Source organism: Pseudoduganella sp. GW821-FHT12E03 (genome assembly GCF_058807115.1).
In genome coordinates this window covers 817782-836953 of sequence record NZ_JBXAQJ010000001.1, presented here as the reverse complement: position 1 = coordinate 836953, position 19172 = coordinate 817782, and the positions used below count along the sequence as shown (strand labels likewise).

The following is a 19172-nucleotide window of genomic DNA, read 5'->3' as shown; positions in this document are numbered from 1 at the left end:
CGCGATTGTACCCGATTCCCCGCCCCGCCCGAACCCGCCGCGGCGCCCGCCCACCATCGGTCCTGGTGGCTGGCGGGCGGTGCGGCGGCGCTGGAAAAAAGTGTTGGCGCGGATTAGGCGCTGTGCCAGACTAATTCATGTTCGTTAATTGCGTTTAATGTTCTCTAGAGCGTGAAGATTTGAAGAATTGGTGCGACGGTTAATTGCAATGTGAATTACAATCGACCATGCCAGCCACCATTCCGGGAGCTTTCCATGCATCCTTCGCTTGCCTTGTGGGATACCCAGCCCGCCCAGCAATTCGGCCAGTTCGTCCGCACCCACGAATTCGCCCAGATCAGCCGCCGAGCAGGAACCGCGTCCCCGCCGCGCCCGCTGTCACCCGATTCCGTCCACGTGTACGTGACCATGTTCGGCAAATTCGTGCGCTGGATGGCGGACCATGGCCGTCGCTTCTCCGCCCTGACGCCGGGCGATATCCATGACTTCATTTCAGCCGGGGAACATGGCAAGCGGGAATTGAACAGCGCGATCGCGCGCCGCTATATCCGCCTGCTCGAGCGCTGCTATATCTATCTCGACGTGACGCCCAACCCGGCCCAGCTGGCGCTGATCAGGGAAGAGCAAACCCGGGGCCTGACGGAAGACGCGGCCATGGTGGTGCTGACGGCGGCGCAGGCGGAACACTTTGTCGCCGCCCTGCCCGACGTGCCGCCCTCGGTGCGGCGTGGCGGCGCCTGGAATGGCTGGAAACGGCGGCGCGACCGCGCCATGCAACTGGTCATGATGTGCGGCGGCTTGAAAGTCGCGGAAGTGATCGGCCTGCATTGGGATGAAATCGAACCAACGCCGGAACTCGACGGCGCGCACCGCGTCAAATTGACGCCGGCTGACAAGCACGACACCAGCTACAAGCATGAAACCCTGTTGCCCGCGTTTGCCGCCACGGAAGTCTTCCGCTGGCTCGACGAGCGCCAGGCGATGAAAATCCCGGGGCCGCTGCTGTTCCCCGCCAACTTGCGTGGCGAAGCGCTGGACAAGGCCACCGTCTACCGCCAGGTGAAGGCCACGTTCGAACGGGCCGGCATCGCGGTGCCGCGCAGCGGCGGGCGCACCTTGCGCAACACCTTTGCCGTCAAAGGGTTCCGCGAAGGCACACCGGCCAGCGAGATGGTGGAGCGGCTGGGGCTGGCGCTGGAACGTTCCACTCAGCCGTATGCGCGGCTGGGCGGCGCGGCCAAGGCGAAGTGAGAATTCACGCTTTTTATGCCGGATAAAGACGATAAAATCAATGCAATGTTTCTACCGAAACAGAATCCACACCGACAATGGGGGAACGCATGGAAAATCCGTACTCGGCGCCCGGCGCCAATCTCGACCAGTTTGACGGCAGGAACACGTCCGGCATGGGCGCCGGCGCCGTCATCCCGCCCGGCGTCACGGGCTGGAGCTGGGGCGCCTTCCTGCTGAACTGGATCTGGGCCATCGGCAACCGCACCTGGATCGGCTTGTTGGCCCTGGTTCCCTACCTGGGCTTCATTGCCGCCATTTATCTCGGCATCAAGGGCCGCGAACTGGCGTGGCGCAACAAGCAATGGGACAGCGTGGAGCATTTCAACAGCGTGCAGCGCAAATGGACCATCTGGGGCCTGATCCTCACCGTCGGCGTGGCCTGCCTCGGCATCCTGGCCGCGATCCTGATTCCCATCTTCGCCGGCCGCTAAGCGCCACGGCGCCAGTCCGCCGGACGCAACCGGTTGGGCTGGCGCTGACCAAGGAAAACCCGTCAACGCGGCCTGCTCAACGCCACGTTTTAACATCTGTTCATCCACATAGGTTAACGTTATCATCCTTGATGCCGGGACACCCCGCGCAACGCTGGACGCCGCCCGACGGCCGCCTGTCCCACTCAACTCCATCTTCAAGGAAACACCATGCCATTCCCCCACCGCTGGCGCCGCAGCCTGTTGCTGGCCACCGTATTGCAGGCAATCCAGGGCGTCACGCCGGCCCTGGCCGATGAATTCGACGATATGCGCGCGAAATGGCTGCGGCGCGCGGCAGGCGGCGCCGTGGTCGACACCGGCGACAGGGAAATCGCCGCCCAGATCAAGCTGGACGACAGCAATGCGCGGCGCTACTGGTCCGCCATGCAGACCGGGCCGGACCGGACCGCGCTGTGGCCGGAGCTGGCGTCGGCCACCGTGTCGGCCGATATCACCAGCGCCTACCGCCGCCTGGCGGCAATGGCGGGGGCCTATGCGTCACCGCATTCCGCGCTGTACGGCGACGCCGCACTGGGCGCCGCCGTGGTGGACGGTCTGGACTGGATGAGCCGCAACCGCTATGCGGCGGGCCGCGCGGCCTATAACAATTGGTGGGACTGGCAGATCGGCGGGCCGATGGCCCTCAATGACGCGCTGATGGCCGTACGCGGCCTGCTGGCGCCGGCGCTGATGGAGCGCTGCCTGGCCGCGATTGACTACCATGTGCCGGACCCCGCGCTGCGCACCAACGCCGACGGCACCCTGTCGGCCACCTTGGAAACCGGCGCCAACCGGCTCGACAAGGCGCTGATCGTCATCCTGCGCGGCGTCAACGGCAAACATGCCGCGAAAATCGCGCAAGGACGCGACGCCATCAGCCAGGCCTTGCCGTATGTAGTCTCGGGCGACGGCTTTTACCGCGACGGGTCCTTTGTCCAGCATGATCATGTGTCGTATGTCGGCGGCTACGGCGTGGTCTTGATGGCCGATATCGCCTGGCTGTACTACATCCTCGACGGCTCGCACTGGCCGCTGCGCGACGCCAACGCCGGCCTGCCGTACGACTGGATCATGCACGCCTTCCGGCCATTCATTTATGACGGCGCGATGATGGACATGCAGCGCGGCCGTTCGATTTCCCGGCAGTTTTACCCGGACCACCGGGTCGGACGCGCCGTGGCCGGCAGCATGGCGGAACTGGCGCAAGTCTTGCCGCCTGCCCAGGGCGCGCAGGTGAAATCCATGCTGAAGGGCTGGATGCTGCGCGACAAGACCTTCGGCGATTCGTATTTCACGCCGGTGCCGACCGAGGTGGCGGGCGTCCATGCCGGCTTGCCGGTCTACCAGATGTCGTTGCTGAAAGCGCTGCAAAAGGATGCCGACATGGCGCCATTGCCCGAAGCGGAAGAAACCCGCTATTACCCCGCCACCGACCGTGCCGTGCAGCGCCGCCCCGGCCACGCCTTCGCACTGGCGATGTTTTCCCTGCGTATCAGTTCCTTCGAATCCGGCAATGGTGAAAACCTGCGCGGCTGGTGGACCGGCATCGGCATGCACTTCCTGTACAACGCCGACCAGGGCCAGTACGGCGGCGCCTACTGGCCGACTGTCGACGCATGGCGCCTGCCCGGCACCACCACCGACCGCAGCGGCGGCGGCACGCCGGAGAAATGGAAGCTGTATGCCAATACCCAATCGCTGGTGGGCGGCGCGGAACTGGCCGGGCGGCACGCGGCGATTGGCATGGATTTCACCACCAACGGCGTCAGCAACAGCGGCTTGCGCGGCAAAAAAGCGTGGTTCCTGTTCGGCGACCGAGTCATCGCGGTTGGCTCGGCGATTGGCGGCGGCGAGGCGCCGGTGGAAACCATCGTGGAAAACCGCAAGCTCAATGCGGAAGGCGGCAACCAGCTGACCGTCGACGGCGTGCGCCAGCCGGCCTTCAACGGCTGGTCGCGGGCGCTGGCGGGCGCCAGATGGGCGCACCTGGCCGGCAGCGTGGCCGGCGCGGATATCGGCTATGTATTCCCGGATGCGCCCACCGTGCACGGCTTGCGTGAAACGCGCACGGCGGCCTGGAAGGACATCAATCTCGAAGGGTCCAGCCAGCCGGTCGGCGCCAGCTACCTGAGCCTGGCGCTGCGCCATGGCGCCCGGCCGCACGCCGGCGCCTATACGTATATCCTGCTGCCGAACCGCAGCGCGGCCCAGGTGGCGGCGTTTGCGGCCGCCAACCCGGTGCGCGTGGCGGAACGTTCAGCCGCCGCCACGGCCGTCACCGACAGTGCGCTGGGTTTGACCGGCATGGTGTTCTGGGAAGACGCTGCGAAAACCGTCAAGGTGGCGGGCCGGCCGTATCTGGCCAGCGACCGCAAGGCGGCGGTGCTGGTGCGGCAGCAAGGTTCCGGCCTGCAGCTGGCGGTGGCCGACCCGACCCAGGCCAATACCGGCGTGATTCACCTGGAGCTGCACCGTGGCGCCAGCGCCGTGCTGACGCATGATCCGGCCATCACGGTGCTGCAATTGCGGCCCACCATCAAGCTGGCGGTGGCGGTCAACGGGTCCGCGGGGAAGTCGTATCACGCGCAATTCGCGCTGAAACAGTAATCGTGGCAACGGCGGCGCAGCGCTGCGCCGCCGGCAATGGGGAGCACTGCCGGCGGCGGCCCGGAGGGAGTGCCGGGCGCGGCGCTGCCCTGCCGCGCCCGTCACCTCCGGCCAAAGTGCAGCGAAATCTCTTCCAGCGTCTTGCCCCGGGTTTCCGGCAGGAGGAATGTCGCCGCCAGGAAGTACACCACGGTGCAGCCGGCCCAGAAGAAGAACATCGATGCATAGCCATACTGGCCGACCGCCGGCAGGAACAGCGCGGCAATCGCGGTCGAGACAAACTGGTTGACCAGCAGCGCAATGCTCATGCCGTTGGAACGGATGCGGGTCGGCATCAGCTCGGACAAGGCCAGCCACACGCAGACGCCCGGCCCCACCGCGAAGCTGGCCATGAACCCCAGCAGGCAGGCCAGCACCAGCCAGCCATGATCGCTGTCCGGAGCCGGGCCGATGGTGGCGCGCTCGATGCGCAGCGGCGCGGCGGCCGCCAGCGACTGGTCGGGGAAGGGATTCAGCGACAGCCGGCGGAACGCGGCGCCAATCACACTGTCGCGCTCGAGCTGCGCGGGCCGGGTGATCTCGAACGGCGCCGCCACCGGCGATCCGTTGCCCTGCCCCTGCCGCACCTGCCGCACCGCGTTAAAGGGGCCATAGGAATACGCCACCGTCAATTGCCAGTGGCCGTCCGGCGCCAGCGCGGCGAGGCGCTGCGGCGGCAAATACAGCGCATCGGCGCCCGCCTCGGCGGCCACTGCGGCGCGTATGTCGCGCTGCTTGGCGTCGTCGGCGTGGAACAGCAGGCCGGCGGCGGCCAGCGCCACCATGATGCCCGCGCTGCCGGCCATCAGCAGGAACTTGCGGCCCTTGCGGTCCACCAGCAGTACCGCCAGCACCGTCACCAGCGCATTGACCACCTTCAGCGCCACGTCGCCGAGATTGGCCATGGCGCCGGGCAGGCCGGCCTGGTCGAGGATGGTGACGGCATAGGCCAGGATGGAATTGATGCCGGTGGCCTGGTTGCAGGCCAGGATCAGGCAGGCCAACAGGAATGGCGCCACGTAGCGGCGCTGCAGCAGCCGATCGCGCGCGGTCCCGCACGGCTGCGCCGCCGGCGCCAGGTCATCCTGCATGGCGGCCAGTTGCCGGCGCGCCTCGTCCGGCGTGCAGCCGCGCGCCAGCGCCCGCAGCGCCTGCTCACGGCCCGCCTCGCCTGCGCGCCGCAGCAGCCAGCGCGGCGATTCCGCCAGCAGCAGCGCGCCAGCGGTAAACAGCAATCCCGGTGGCAGGCTGAGCCAAAAGATCTGGCGCCACGCGCGGTCCTTCGCCTCCAGCACCATGGCGGGCGCGGAACCGGCCAGCGCATCGATATCGTGCGCCACCCACAGCCCCAGCAAGGCGGCCAGCACCAGTCCGATGGTGAGGAACAGCTGGAACAGCCCGGTGCCACGGCCCCGCTGCGACGCCGGCAGGCATTCCGCCAGGTACAGCGGCACCACCACGCCGATCAACCCGCCGCTGACGCCTTGCAGCAGGCGGCCCAGCAGCAGCGGCACATAGCTGTCGGCCAGGGCAATGACGGGGATGCTGATGGAAAACAGCGCACCGGCCAGCGCCATCACGCGGCGCCGCCCCAGCGTGTCGGCCAGTACCCCGGCCGCCAGCGACGACAGCACGCTGCCCAGCAGCACGGCCGCCACGACAAAGCCCAGTTGCTGGGCCGTCAAGCCCCAGCGCGCGGCGGCGGAGGCTTCCAGGTAGGGCAGCGCACCGGCAATAATGCCGACATCGATGCCGTACAACAGGCCGCCCAGGCCGGCGACCAGCAGCAGAAAGCGGCGGTAGCGCTCCGGGGTGGACAGCCATGACAAGGGCGGTGCGCGCCGGTGGGCCGGCGAAGGTGACGGAGACGGTGGCGGCGAATGGGCCAACGCATCCGGTGGCGCATCGGACAGCGCATCGGACAGCACATCGGACGGCACACCGGGGGCGGGCGGCGCCACGGCAGTCTCCGTGGGGAGGGAATGCGAGCGGTCGGGATGCATGGCGTGGCTCATTGACGCTTACCCGGCTGGTAGCCGCGCTGGCGGAAGCCGGTCGACGCGAACCATTGCGCAATCAGCTTTTGCGCCTCGCCCGGGGTCGCCGGCACGGCGGCGCCGGTTTCGGCGCTGTCCGGGTAACCGTGGAAGGCATTGTCGCGCCACGTGAATTTGGCGGCGCTGCCGGGGGTACTGGTCATACGGTACAGCGCACCGCCGGCGCCGGTATGGATGACCCGGTTGTTGCGGAATTCCAGCACATCAGGCGTGCCGTTGTCGTGGAGCTCAAACAGCGCGGCCGGATGCGCGGTCACGAACAGGTTGTCGTTCACCACCGCGTTGTCGAGGCCGGCAACCAGCACGGCGCGCCGCTGGTCGTTGACACTCAGGTTGCGTTCGACCACGGCATCTTCCACCATGGCGGTCTGCCCCAGCCCATCCTTGCCGCAACCGCAGAACAGCATCAGGCCGCCCGCGTTATCGTGGCTGTAGTTGGCGACCACACGGGTATGGCGCGTGCCCATGTCGGCATCGAAGGCCATGCCGTCGCCGGATTCAAATTCCGGGCGCAGGCGCACGCCATGGACTTCGTTGTACTGGAACACGGCGCCGTCGGTATTGATGGCCCAGGCGCCGGCGCTGTTGCCGGGAGAACGCATCCAGATGTCATAAATCAGGTTGGCCTCGACCAGCGGACCGGTTGCCGTGCGCACGATCACGCCGTCGCCGCCGACGTCGTGGATTTTGTTGTTGCGCACGACCAGGCGGGTGGACGGATAAAACTCGGTGGCGGCCTGCGCCGCGCTCTCCTGCAAATAGCCGGGATGGTTCTTGTAGGGCGGGAAGTCGCCGCACGGGGCGCCGCGCGGGCGGCACATCCAGGCCGAACGGTTCGACACGCCGATGCCGTCGACGTGGAAGACTTCGCTGTTTTCAATCAGGACGTCGTCAAAATTGGTTTTCTTTTGCCGCGCCCCCGGGCTTTCCGCGTCGCGCGTGACTTCAAACAGGATGCCGCCGGTCGATTTATAGGCCAGCGCCCGGTCCGGCGCATCCTTCAGGTAACCGCGCACGTGGTGCACGTAGACGTCATTGATCCGGTAATGGCGGCCGGTGCCAAAGTCTTCCAGCTGCACCAGCAAACCCACCCTGCCCGCCTCCTGCAGGCCGTCGTTGGTGAGTTCGATCCCGTTGATTTCCCAGTGCTCGACATTGAACAGGTGCAGCGCCGCGCGGTGGACCCTGGCCTCGTCGGCGGTGCACAGCGAGAAATACGGGCTGATGCCTTCCGGCTGCCGGCTTGCCGTGGTCAGCGCCTGCCTGGGATCGGGCCGCGCCGCGCGGCAACCCGCCGCGATCACGGGCCGTGGCAAGGTACGGCTGCCATAGGGTGCCACCACGATCGGCGCGCCGCTGGCGCCCGAGCTGCCGGCGCGGGGCATAAAACTGCCGTGGCAGGTGGCGCCGCGCTTGAACAGGATGCGCGTGCCGGGCTGGAACCGGATCGCGTTCAACTGCTCCAGGCTGGTCAACGGGCGTTGCCGGCTGCCATCAGCAACGCCGGCCATGGCCGCCCCGGCGGCCGCGCAGTCAACGTGGATCACCGGTTTCCCGTCGGCCACGGTGACGGCCCGCGCCTGCGCGCTCCAGGCGCCGGCGGCCAGCGCCATTGCAAACATCACATGCTTCATACCCTGTTCCTTGCTCAATGTGTTAACGTTATCTTTAATGTACATGCGACTCCGCCCGCGCGTCAAGCGGGCGGAGTCGGCGCATGGGAGTTACTGGATGGTCACCACCAGCGTGGGGCGATAGGCCGGCGTGGCATGGGTACGCGACGCATAGTCGACATAACCGTTGGCGCCATGGTTTTGCGCCGCCTCGACGTCGAACGACAGCAGTTTGGCGCCGCCCATGGCCGCGCTGGCGTGGCTGGTCACATCCAGCTGCACTGGCGTGTTGGCCGCCGGCACGGTCCAGCTGCCCGCCAGCGCCGCGTTGGCGGGACGGTTGTCCCAGGTCACCGTCCCCTCCGCCCAGTTGGCGCTGTCCGTCAGGTACAGCTTGTGCTGGATGCCCGCCATGCCCACCGACGTCGGCGTCAGGCGCAACGAGGCGCTGGCGATCGTGCCTTCAATGCCCGATAAGTCGAATTTCAACAAGCCCTTGCGGGCGTAGCCCACGGCGTCATTCTTGACCGTGATGGTGCTGGCCGCGCCGAAATTGATGGCGGCGCTGGCGCCGTCGCGCACGTACGCATCGGCCGCCGGCGCCAGCGACGACAGGCTGTTCAGCGTAAAGCGCGCGTTAAACGATTTGCCGGCCGCGGCATTCACCGCCACCGCCAGCCTGATCGTGGGACTTGTCTGCAGCACCGTCACGGCGGGGTCCCGCGACACCACGCTGGTGGCGGCGCGGTTGATGTCGATGTTCAGGTTGCCGGTATACAGTTGCGTGGGATCGGCGACGCTGACTCGTAAATCCGTTCCCGCCTGCTTCAGGACCACGGCCGATTTGCGGTCGCTGGTCACCAGCGGCTGGCCGCCGGCGTTGACGGTCTTGCTGCCGTCGTTCCAGAACACCAGCCCGGTCACGCCCTGCACCGTATCCTTGACGGCGGTGGCGCTGGTGGAGCGCTCCAGCACGGTAATGCCGGGCGCCGCCGCGAAGGCGGCGGTTTCCGTCGCGCTGCGGTTTGGCAACACGATATAAGTGTAGGCCGCATTGGCGGGGTTGACGCCGTGGTCCAGCGCCAGGCTCAGGTAATTGTCTTCCACGGCCGCCGGGTCGCCCTTCAAGTCCACATTGCGCCACGCGCTGACGCGCCGTTCGCGCAACCCCGCCACGGTGGGCGCGTCCGGGAACACATAGCCGATATCGGCCCCCGGCACATTGCCGGCCAGGTGTGCCCAGGCGGTCCCGGGCATGGATTCGGCCCAGGGAATGAACGTCGCCTTCGCGCTGCCGTTGACGGTCAGCGGGTTATCGCCCGCCACCGTCAGCTTGCGGTTTTCAACGATGGTTTCCACGGCGCGGCCGTCGGTGGTGGTGATGCCGGCGCCCACCGCCACCACCTTGTCCCCCAGCAGGAACCAGGCTTTCTTGCCGGTCAGCGCGGTGCCGGTGACATTCTTGGTGGCGAAGTCCATGCCGACCGCCGCATACAGGCCGTCCAACTGGGCGCCGCCCACGCCGCTCCTGGTATTGCCGTAATTTTTCCACGCCACCGGCGTGCCGCTGCCACTGTGGTCGGTGGTGGTGCCGGGCAGGCGCCACATGTCGGTGGTGGCCCAGTAATTCCCGCCATACTGGGTCTGGTCGGCGTTGTACAGCGAGCTCATCCCCATGCCGGTCCACCAGCCATGCAGGTTTTCGCCATTGCCATACTCGAAGGCGCTGATCCGCCCGGAAAACAGCGACAGCACATACGCGTGGCCGGGGCGGCGCTGCACCGCCCGGTCGCCCGCCGTATAAATGCGGGTTTCCACCGGTTCGTCGAGGGCGGGCACCGCCGGATCGCCGAGGATTTGCTTGAGGCGCGTGATGTCCTTGGCGCCGGGCGCGGAGGCCACCCCGCCGCCAATTACCAACGGGTTGAAGTACGATGCGCCGAAGGTGGTGTCGCGCTGCATCCAGCCCTTCAGCAGCGACTTGATCTGGCCGGCCTGGGCGGCGGGCAGGCTGTCGGTCAGGCCCAGCATATTGACAATGATGCCGCGCCCGATCACGTGGTCGGGCGAGAACTGGCGCGTGATGCCGCGTCCGCGCTGGCTATCCATCATGGCGCCGTCCATCATGAATGGCCGGAAGCTGTTCATGGCCCAGTCGAACACCACGCCCTTGTTCGGGTCCGTCACCGCCCAGGTGGTGCCGTCGAGCAGGTAGTACAGGCGCCCGATATTGGTCAGCAGCACAGAGCCATAGCCGCCCACGTAGGGCACGTAATAATGCTGGATAAAGCTGCCGTCGGCATAGAAGCCGTCACTGGTGGTGACATAGGGCAAGGCGGGGCCGATGGCGTCGCGGCCCATGGCCAGTTTGGCGGCGTCCTTGCCCAGCATGCCGCGCATGGCCACGACATAGGCTTTGTCCAGCAGGTTGCCGCCGGTTTCCACCGTGGCGCTGGTGCTGCCGTCCGGCTTCAGGCGGCGGGTGGGATCGGGCACGAAACGGTCGACCACCGCCAGCAGCGCCGCGCGCTGGGCCGGGGTCTGATGGTCATACAAGGTGAATACCAGGTTGTTTACGTGCTGTGGCGAACCGATTTGCCAGTCATACCAATTGTCGAACTCGACGGCATTCACGTGGTAGTGATTGGCCACCAGCCAGTCTATGCCGGACTGCACCGCCGCCAGCACCTCCGGGTTGTTTTTCAGGCTGGCATTGCCGCTGACATAGGCGTTGGCCAGGGTGACCAGGCGGCCGAAGGTATTGGTGATGGTGGCGGACGCGGCGAAATTGGTCAGCGTGGGCCACAGCGCGGTGCGGCCTTCGGTGCGGATCATGGTGTCCCATGCCTGCTGCGCGGCGGCCTGGCTGGCGGCGATCTGCGCCGCCACTTCCGGGTCGCCGCCATCGGCCACACCGCCACGCAGCGCCCACTTGACGCGCATGGCGTCGTATTCATCGGCGCGCGCCACGCCGCCCGCTACCGCCACATTCACCAGCGCCGCGGCCAGCAGGCCACGCAACAACCAGTTGTGCTTGCACATGTCTCCTCCAATAACTGAATCAAGAATCAGGCGGCAGGCCGGACGCACGAATGATAACGTTATCACTCGTGTTTAAAAAAAACCGCCCGGGAAGCGCCTGTGCGATGGGTTTGACGTTGTTTCTTATTGTTTGAGGTAACGTTATCACGTCGCCCAAAAAAAAGCCAGCCTTCGCAGGCTGGCTTTTGACTCGCGGCGATCCGGGAAGCGGATTACCAGGCGGCGGTCAGCGTGTACTTGCCGTTGGTGGCGCCGGTGCCGCCGCTGTAGTAGATCACCTTGGCGTACACCACTTCACCGGCCGCGCTGGTGCGGGTCACGGTGTCGGCCTGGCCGGTACCCTTGACGCTGGAACCGATCTTGGTGCCGGCGGCGTTGTACAGTTCCAGGTCATAGTCGGAGGTGGCGTTCGGGGTCATCGTCACGGTCAGCGTTTTGCCGGCCGGGATGGTGACTTTGAAGTAATCCACATCAGACGATGCGCTCATCGCGCCATTCACCGTGGTGCCCGTGGTGGTGATGGTGTTGGCGGTGGCCGTGGTGTTGTTGCTTTCGGTCTCGTTGATGGTCGGGCCTGGCGGCACCACCGCCGACAGGATGTTTTGCGCTTCGAAGTTGGCCTGGAACGTGTTGGCGAAGGTCAGGTCCGAAGGGAACAGGGTCTTCGCGGCATTCACGATCGCGGTCGCCATCACCGGCATCTTCACGTTCGAGCCGAGGCCGAAGTGGGCTTCCAGGATGATCTTGTCGATGTCGGCGCGGGTCTTGCCGGCGGCGATCAGCGACACCATCGAGCGGTACAGCGGCGCCGACCACAGTTCGTCGGACTGGAACGTCACACCGTTTTCCGTCACCGACTGGTGCGCCGAGTAGGTTTTGCTGCTGTTGTACTTGGCATCGTAGCGGTTCATCATGCGGCCGCCCCAGCATGCGCCGTGGCCGTCCCAGCTGAAGGCCCACTCAGGGTGGTAGATCTTGCCGTTCGGGGTGCTGTACGAGTACGACGCGGCCCAGTAGTCGCCGAAACCTTCGCCCATGGCGCCGGTGTCGCCGCCGGACCAGTTGGCGTTGATGTTGCGGTGCAGCGCATGGCCGTATTCGTGCAGGATCACGTCCGCGTCTTCACTGTCGTTGACGCAACCGTGGCCGAACGCCAGGTAGTCGGTGCCGCCGCTGTAGCTGTAGTGCGAGTTGTCATCGCCGTTCACGCCATCGGTATCGACGTCCAGCGGACGGTTGATGATCGACTTGGTGCCGGTGAAGCCCAGCGACTGGATGTAGCGCTGGTTGGTGTCGATGTGGTAGTAGACGTTGGTGTCGTCAAAGGCGTTGCTGCCACGTTTCGCGGTCCAGACGCCGTTGGTGGTGGTCGATGGCGCGGTGTTCGGCGACTCGATGTTCTTGATGTTGATGTACGGGCCGGTCAGCTTGTAGACGCCGCTGGTGACGGTCAGGTCGCGCAGGGTCTTGGTCGAGTACGACGGATCGAACGACGCGGCGGACGAGGTGTCGGTCAGCGCGTCGTTGTTGGCGGCGGTGCGCGGATCCGGATCGAAGGCATAGCCGGAACCGTTGATGCCGGAAGCCAGGGCCGCCACGGTCGCGGCGGCGGCCAAGGTGGTGCGTTCGGTTTGCTTGTCGGAAGCGGCCTTGGTGGCGGCTTTACGGTCCAGTACCGGGCCGTTGACTTTGGCGCGCTCGGCCAGCGAACGCTCGCCCTTGCGTGGCACCGAAGTCGAGTACGAATCCACCACGGAACCGTCATGGGCGTTCAGGAATTGCACGAAGCCACCGGTCGGCATTTGCGCTTCGATCGCGACTTTGCGGGTCAGTTGCACGCCATCCTTGGTCGCCACCCACACCAGTTCGGTGCGTGGCGGATCGATCAGCGGGTGCTGCACTTTCATGTTGTTCCAGCCTTTGTCCAGCGCCTGCTCTTCCGTGATTTGCGCCTTGTTGAACAGCTGGTTCACCGCGTTGGCATCGACCTTGTCGGAGATGTGGCGGGTGTCGTTGAAGATTTTTTGCAGCTGGCCATTTTTGCTGATGGACACCACGATGACGGCGCGATCGACAGGAATGCCACGCAGCATTTGCTGGTAATGGTAGTGGGTACCGGTCAGCGATTCCTGCACTTTCACCAGGCTCAGGTTGTTCAGCGACGCTGGCAGGCCAAAGCGGTCGGCATTGGCGCGCAGCGCCTCTTCCGCCGATTTCGCGGCGGTGCCGGTGTACAGGTGCAGGTTATCTACCGACTTGACACCCGCATGGGCGGCGCCGGCAAAAGCGATGGAAATCAGGGATGCCAAAATAGGACGTGAAAATTGACGCATGCTGCAATCTCTCCTGTCTATCGGTGGTTTTCGTTTTATTGGATGAATCCTCTTGGGATCGGAACCGAGTATAGGGAGCGTTTTTTCTGAAGTGGGGAACTCGGCGTTTTTAGACAAAGGCTGTTGTTCTGTTCAAAATGAGACATTTGCGCGGCAACGCGCCAGCGTTATGATGGAAGTTTTGTCCGGAGGAAGCACCATGCGCATCATGTCCACGCTGTTATCCACGCTGGCCGGCCTGCTGGTATCGGGCTGTGCCTGGTCGGGCCAGGAAGCCCGGCCCATGAAAGCCATCGATGATGTGGAACCCGCCGTCACCAGCGAGGTGGCCGCGGCGCTGGGCCGCATTGCCGGGGACGCCCAGGCGGAAACCGCGCCGTTGCTGCGCGGCTGCCCGTCGGCCGTGCCGCTGGAGCTGCTGCAGCGCACCGTGAAGGGCGAAGAACGCACCTACCTGTACCGCGCGCTGTGTCCGGTGAAGATGCTGGTGACGGTGACCTATGGCAAAGCCGCCACCATCAAGCAATTGAACGTCGTGAAAGAGTAAAAGCGTTGTAAATACACATCAAATGTCTGCCTGCGCAGACATTTGTTTGTTGTATTTTCACCCCACGCGTTTGCCGAGGATGATCAGGTCGCGTTCGATCCCGTCCAGGTTGGCCACCCGGGGCAGGTTTGCCCAGGTGTCAAAACCGAACTTGGCGAACAGCCCCAGGCTCGGCTGGTTATGGCCGAAAATAAAGCCCAGCAAGGTGTGCACCTTGATCGACGGGGCAAAGGCGATGGCTTCGGCCAGCGCATAGCGGCCGACCCCCTTGCCGCGCCAGCTTTCCTCGATGTAGATCGACACTTCCGCCGTGCCGGCATAGGCAGGGCGGCCATAGAAATTCGAGTACGAGATCCAGCCCACGATGGGCGCCTCGGACGATGGATCGGACACGTCGTCGTCGAGTTCGATCACCCACAGCGGCCGGCGTTCCGGCGTGTGTTCGTGGAACCAGGCCAGGCGCGACGCCACGGTCACGGGTTCGGTGTCGGCGGTGACTTCGCGCGAGGCCACGGTGCTGTTATAGATCGCGACGATGGTGGGCAAATCGTTGAGGGTGGCGGGACGGTGGCGGAATGACATGGGCGGTGACTTGGAAAAGCGTTACAGGGTGTGGGTGGCGCGCGACGACCGCAGCGCGGCGCCCAGGATTTCTTCGATGCGCAGGCGGGTGCGCTGGCCGGTTTCATCGTCGGGGAAATGCACCCCGATCCCTTGCGCCTTGTTGTTATTGGCGCTGGCCGGCGTGATCCAGACCACCTTGCCGGCGATCGGGTACTTGTTGGGATCGTCCATCAGCGCCAGAATCAGATAAATCTCGTCGCCGATCTTGTAGGGTTTTTGGGTCGGGACGAACATGCCGCCGTTTTTCAGGAACGGCATGTAGGCGGCGTACAGCGCGGCTTTTTCCTTGATGGCCAGCGACAGGACGGTCGGCCGGGCGACCGGCGCGGCGTTGGGATCGGAAGGACTGGCGCTCATAGAGATTTCGTATACTCCAGCAACATGTCTTCAATGAACAGTTTGGGCGACAACGGGTGGTCCGCCGTGGCACGCCGTTCATTGGCGCCCTTGATGGCGGCCATCAGTTTGCTGACGTGCACCTTGTCGGCCAGCGCCGCCAGCTCCTTGCGGTAGCGCGGATAGTAGCGGATGGTTCCCGACAGTTTGTAGGAAAACATGTCATAAAGCCAGCGCTGCTGCCATGAAACAAGAGATGCCAGTGGTACTTTCTGCAATTTGTCGGCGCAGCGCAGCGCGGCTTCGACACCGGGGCTGGCCAGCAGTTGTAAAAACACATCCATTTCTTCACGCGAGCCGGTTTCCGCCTGGGCCTGGGCCGCCAGCGGCGCGCCGCCCTGTTCCCGCAGCCAGCTTTCCGCATCCGGCACGCCCTGCGCTTTGAGCCACGCCAGCGCCTCGCCAAACGGCGGCAGCGGCAGCGCGAATTTGCGGCAGCGCGACAAAATCGTCGGCAACAACCGGTCCAGGCTGTTCGACGCGACCAGGAACACGGTGCCCGGCGGCGGTTCTTCCAGCGTTTTTAACAAGGCATTCGAGGCCGGCATATTCAGGTTTTCCGCCGGATACAGCACCACCACCCGCAATCCCTGGCGGTGGGTGGAGATGTTCATGAAGTCGGCAAGGTTGCGGATTTGCTCGATCTTGATGTCTTTCGACGGGGTCTTGCTCTTGGCGGCTTTTTTCCCTTCTTCGCCGCCCTCTTCCCCCTCGCCGGCCGGCTCGTCTTCCAGCGCTTCCGGCCGCACGCGGCGGTAATCCGGATGGTTGTGCTGTTCAAACCAGCCGCACGAGACACAGGCGCCGCACGCGTGGCCGCCGGCGCCGGCGTTTTCGCACAACAGCGACTTGGCGAAGTGTTCGATGAATTGCGCCTTTCCGATGCCGGCCGCGCCATGGAACAGGATCGCATGCGGCAGCCGGGCGCGCATCAGTTGCAGCTGGTCCCAGGCGGCCTGCTGCCATGGAAAAATGGCGGCGCTCATGCGGACAGGCTTTCCACGATGGCTTGCAATTGCTGTTGAATCTCGGGGATGGCGCGGGACGAATCGATGACGCGGAAGCGCTGCGGAAACTGGGCGGCGCGGCGCAGGTATTCATTGCGCGTGGCGTTGAAAAAGTCGGCCTGCTCCTGTTCGAATTTATCGAGGTCGCGGGTGGCGTCCAGGCGCGCCCGCGCCACCGCCAGCGGCACATCGAACAGCAAGGTCAGGTCTGGCTGCAAATCCGGATGCACCCACTGTTCCAGCGCCTCCAGTTTGGCGCGCGCCAGGCCGCGTCCACCGCCCTGGTAGGCGAAGCTGGCATCGGTAAAGCGGTCCGACACGACCCAGGCGCCGCGGGCCAGCGCCGGTGCGATCACTTGCGCCACGTGTTCGCGCCGGCTGGCAAACATCAGCAGCGCTTCGGTTTCCAGGTGCATCGATTCATGCAGCACCAGTTCACGCAGCTTTTCGCCCAGCGGGGTGCCGCCGGGTTCGCGCGAGCTGACCAGCTCGATGCCGCGTGCACGCAGGCAGTCGGAGACGAACTGGATATGGGTGGATTTTCCGGCACCGTCGATGCCTTCAAAAGTGATGAACTTGCCCCGTTGTAAAGTCATTGCTTACTATCTTTAATTACTACCGTTGATACTGGTTCACCGCCCGGTTATGGTCGGTGAGATTGTCGGAAAACTGGCTGGTGCCATTGCCGCGCGCGACAAAATACAGCGCCCCGGTCTTGGCCGGCGACATCGCCGCCACCAGCGATTGTAAGCCAGGCAGGGAAATCGGCGTCGGCGGCAAGCCTGCCCGCGTATACGTGTTGTAAGGGGTATCGGTTTCCAGGTCTTTTTTACGGATCTTGCCGTCATAGCGGCTGCCCATGCCATAGATGACGGTCGGGTCGGTCTGCAGCAGCATGCCGATCTTCAACCGGTTGACGAACACGCCGGCAATCATGGTCCGCTCCGATTTCTGGCCGGTTTCTTTTTCCACGATGGACGCCATGGTCAGCGCTTCATACGGGGTTTTATACGGCAGGCTGCCGTCGCGCTTGTCCCACGCATCCCGCAGCTTCGCCAGCAGCATGGCGTGCGCCTGGCGGAAAATCTGCAATTCACTGGAACCCTTGGCAAACAGGTACGTATCCGGGAAAAACAAGCCTTCCGGCGCCTTGAAATCAGGCGAGACCAGCGCCATCAATTCCGCGTCGGTCATGCTGGCCGTGTCATGTTTCAACCCCTTGTGCGCGGCGACAGCCTGGCGCATCTGGCGGAAAGTCCAGCCTTCGATGATCGTCAACTGTTCTTGCGCGAATTCCCCCCGTACCAGCTGGTCGATCAGGCGCAGCGGCGTGGTGTTGGGTTTCAATTCATAGGAACCGGCTTTGAGCCTGGCGGATTTTTCCGTCAGCCGCGCCAGCAGGTTGAACAGCAAGGGCTGGATCGGCACCCCGGCATCCTGCATTTGCTGCCCGGCGGCGCGCGCGCCGCTGCCTGGCGCGATGGTGAATTCAATCGGGGGTTCCTGCGTCGTGATGGGTTTGTTGGCCCACCAGGCAAAGCCGCCGCCCAGCGCCAGCGCGGCCACTATCCCCCAAACGATCGTTTTTTTTATCAATGCCATTTTAAAAACTGTTACGACGCGCGCCGGCCAGGCACCCGCCTGTTCACCATTCTACGGCCGGAACCACAGTTTTTGGCTGCGTCCAACGCGAATTCCGCGACATCACTATAATGAGGCCGTAATGATAATGCCACTGGGCCATTTTCAAGAAGCGCTACCCACATAAGAACACGAAAACCGGCAATTTAATGTCAATAATGATGAGTGACTGGAAACAAATCCTAATTCCCCAGGCGGCGCCAGAAGCGCCGGCCAAGGGTCTGACCCCGACCGAACTGGCCGTGGGCTTCGTCTCATGCGTCACCGACCAGGGCCTGATCGCCGTGACGGGCGACGACGCCGCCAGTTTCCTGCACAGCCAGCTGACCAACGATGTCGAGCACCTTGGTGCGGACGAGGTGCGCCTGGCCGGTTATTGCACGCCGAAAGGCCGCCTGCAGGCGACGTTTACCATCTGGCGCGATGCGGACAGCGTGATGCTGCAGCTGGCGCGCGAGATCCAGCCGGCGCTGCAAAAGCGCCTGTCGATGTTTGTCATGCGCGCCAAGGCCAAACTCACCGACGCCACCGATTCGCCGGCCAACGCCGTCGCGCTGGGACTGGGCGGTGGCCTGGCCGAAGCCGTGCTGCAAACGTGGTTCGATGTCTTGCCGGCACAGGCGTACGCCAAGGTGTCGCACCCGCTGGGCACCCTGCTGCGCCTGGGCGACGCCTTTGGCGCGCCGCGCTACCTGTGGCTGACCTCGAATGAAACCGCCAACACGGTGGCGCCATTGCTGGCCGACCGCCTCAACGTGGGCGGCAACGACGCCTGGCGCCTGGCCGCGATTCACGCCGGCGTGCCGCAAGTGACGGCGGCCACGCAAGAACAATTCGTGCCGCAAATGATCAACCTGGAATTGCTGGGCGGCGTCAACTTCAAGAAGGGGTGCTACCCCGGCCAGGAAATCGTGGCTCGCAGCCAGTACCTGGGCAAATTGAAACGCCGCACGGCGCTGGCGCGCATTGCGGATGCGGACATTACCGCCGGCACCGAAGTGTTTGCCGTCGCCGATCCGTCGCAGCCATGCGGCATGGTGGTCAATGCCGCCGCCAATGGCCAAGGCGGTGTCGATGCGCTGGTGGAAATGAAACTGGAAGCGCTGGAACAGGGTGATATCCGTGCCCGCAGCGCCGACGGCGCACCGCTGGCCTTGCTGGCGATGCCGTACGTGCTGGACAAGCTGGACGTGTAACAGCCGCGCTGGCCGGAAAACGATGGACCTGTATATCTACTACAAGGTGCGCGACGCGCAGTATGACGCCCTGCACCGCGCGGTGGCCGCCATGCAGGCGGAGCTTGGCTCCGCCCATGGGATCGCGCCCCAACTGAAACGCCGCCCCCAGCCTGCGGACGGCGGTGTATGGACATGGATGGAAGTCTATCCCGCTGTCCGCGACGGCTTCGACGCCGTATTGGCTGATGCGGTGCAAGCGCATGGCGTATCGGCGCTCACGGCTGGCCCCCGCCACACTGAAGTCTTTACGGATCTCTGACCC

15 protein-coding genes are annotated in these 19172 nt (G+C 64.7%); 6 read left to right on the top strand and 9 right to left on the bottom strand.

The genetic code is table 11. The annotated features are described in order from the left end of the window. Positions 1–255 precede the first annotated feature (255 nt). The 3 genes from AC1RRC_RS03250 (at position 256) to AC1RRC_RS03240 (ending at position 4373) form a co-directional block, all read left to right on the top strand. Positions 256–1251: a tyrosine-type recombinase/integrase gene (locus AC1RRC_RS03250; protein WP_493053812.1), complete on the top strand. Its 996-nt coding sequence runs from the start codon at positions 256–258 to the stop codon at positions 1249–1251. Between the two features lie 89 nt (positions 1252–1340). Further along, on the top strand, positions 1341–1724 hold the full coding sequence (locus AC1RRC_RS03245) for a hypothetical protein (protein ID WP_493053811.1): 384 nt from the start codon (positions 1341–1343) through the stop codon (positions 1722–1724). Between the two features lie 210 nt (positions 1725–1934). Beyond that, a complete protein-coding gene (locus AC1RRC_RS03240) occupies positions 1935–4373 on the top strand; it encodes a polysaccharide lyase 8 family protein (RefSeq protein ID WP_493053810.1) in 2439 nt (812 codons plus the stop codon). Positions 4374–4474: 101 nt separating this feature from the next. Here the strand turns inward: AC1RRC_RS03240 and AC1RRC_RS03235 are convergent, their stop codons facing one another. From AC1RRC_RS03235 to AC1RRC_RS03220, 4 genes are all read right to left on the bottom strand, one after another. Then, positions 4475–6415, bottom strand: coding sequence for an MFS transporter (locus tag AC1RRC_RS03235; RefSeq protein WP_493053809.1), 1941 nt, complete (start codon positions 6413–6415; stop codon positions 4475–4477). An 8-nt stretch (positions 6416–6423) separates the two neighbouring features. Then, a complete protein-coding gene (locus AC1RRC_RS03230) occupies positions 6424–8103 on the bottom strand; it encodes a right-handed parallel beta-helix repeat-containing protein (protein ID WP_493053808.1) in 1680 nt (559 codons plus the stop codon). Positions 8104–8193: 90 nt separating this feature from the next. After that, on the bottom strand, positions 8194–11124 hold the full coding sequence (locus AC1RRC_RS03225) for a polysaccharide lyase family 8 super-sandwich domain-containing protein (protein ID WP_493053807.1): 2931 nt from the start codon (positions 11122–11124) through the stop codon (positions 8194–8196). A 212-nt stretch (positions 11125–11336) separates the two neighbouring features. Beyond that, positions 11337–13457 (bottom strand): hypothetical protein, encoded by a 2121-nt coding sequence (locus AC1RRC_RS03220; RefSeq protein WP_493053806.1) that lies wholly within the window; start codon positions 13455–13457, stop codon positions 11337–11339. Between the two features lie 199 nt (positions 13458–13656). On the opposite strand from AC1RRC_RS03220, the gene AC1RRC_RS03215 reads away from it, so the two are divergent. After that, positions 13657–14004, top strand: a complete 348-nt coding sequence (locus AC1RRC_RS03215; protein WP_493053805.1) for a hypothetical protein — start codon at positions 13657–13659, stop codon at positions 14002–14004. 57 nt (positions 14005–14061) lie between these two features. On the opposite strand, the gene AC1RRC_RS03210 is transcribed toward AC1RRC_RS03215, so the two are convergent. From AC1RRC_RS03210 to mltG, 5 genes are read right to left on the bottom strand one after another with little or no spacing between them, the layout of a single operon-like run. Further along, positions 14062–14586, bottom strand: a complete 525-nt coding sequence (locus AC1RRC_RS03210) for a GNAT family N-acetyltransferase (protein WP_493053804.1) — start codon at positions 14584–14586, stop codon at positions 14062–14064. A gap of 21 nt (positions 14587–14607) precedes the next feature. Next, a complete protein-coding gene (locus AC1RRC_RS03205; RefSeq protein WP_493053803.1) occupies positions 14608–14985 on the bottom strand; it encodes a PilZ domain-containing protein in 378 nt (125 codons plus the stop codon). Next, a complete protein-coding gene (locus AC1RRC_RS03200; RefSeq protein WP_493053802.1) occupies positions 14982–16010 on the bottom strand; it encodes a DNA polymerase III subunit delta' in 1029 nt (342 codons plus the stop codon). The genes AC1RRC_RS03205 and AC1RRC_RS03200 overlap by 4 nt, the downstream gene beginning before the upstream one ends. Next, a complete protein-coding gene (gene tmk / locus AC1RRC_RS03195; RefSeq protein ID WP_493053801.1) occupies positions 16007–16627 on the bottom strand; it encodes a dTMP kinase in 621 nt (206 codons plus the stop codon). The genes AC1RRC_RS03200 and tmk overlap by 4 nt, the downstream gene beginning before the upstream one ends. A gap of 19 nt (positions 16628–16646) precedes the next feature. Then, positions 16647–17633 carry an endolytic transglycosylase MltG gene (gene mltG, locus AC1RRC_RS03190; RefSeq protein WP_493053800.1) on the bottom strand — a complete coding sequence of 329 codons (987 nt, stop codon included), beginning with the start codon at positions 17631–17633 and terminating at the stop codon, positions 16647–16649. A gap of 188 nt (positions 17634–17821) precedes the next feature. Here mltG and ygfZ point away from each other — a divergent pair, with 188 nt between their 5' ends. Both ygfZ and AC1RRC_RS03180 read left to right on the top strand, forming a co-directional pair. Continuing rightward, complete coding sequence (gene ygfZ / locus AC1RRC_RS03185; RefSeq protein WP_493053799.1) at positions 17822–18868, top strand: CAF17-like 4Fe-4S cluster assembly/insertion protein YgfZ; 1047 nt, start codon at positions 17822–17824, stop codon at positions 18866–18868. A 22-nt stretch (positions 18869–18890) separates the two neighbouring features. After that, positions 18891–19169 (top strand): DUF4936 family protein, encoded by a 279-nt coding sequence (locus AC1RRC_RS03180; protein WP_493053798.1) that lies wholly within the window; start codon positions 18891–18893, stop codon positions 19167–19169. Positions 19170–19172: the final 3 nt, after the last annotated feature.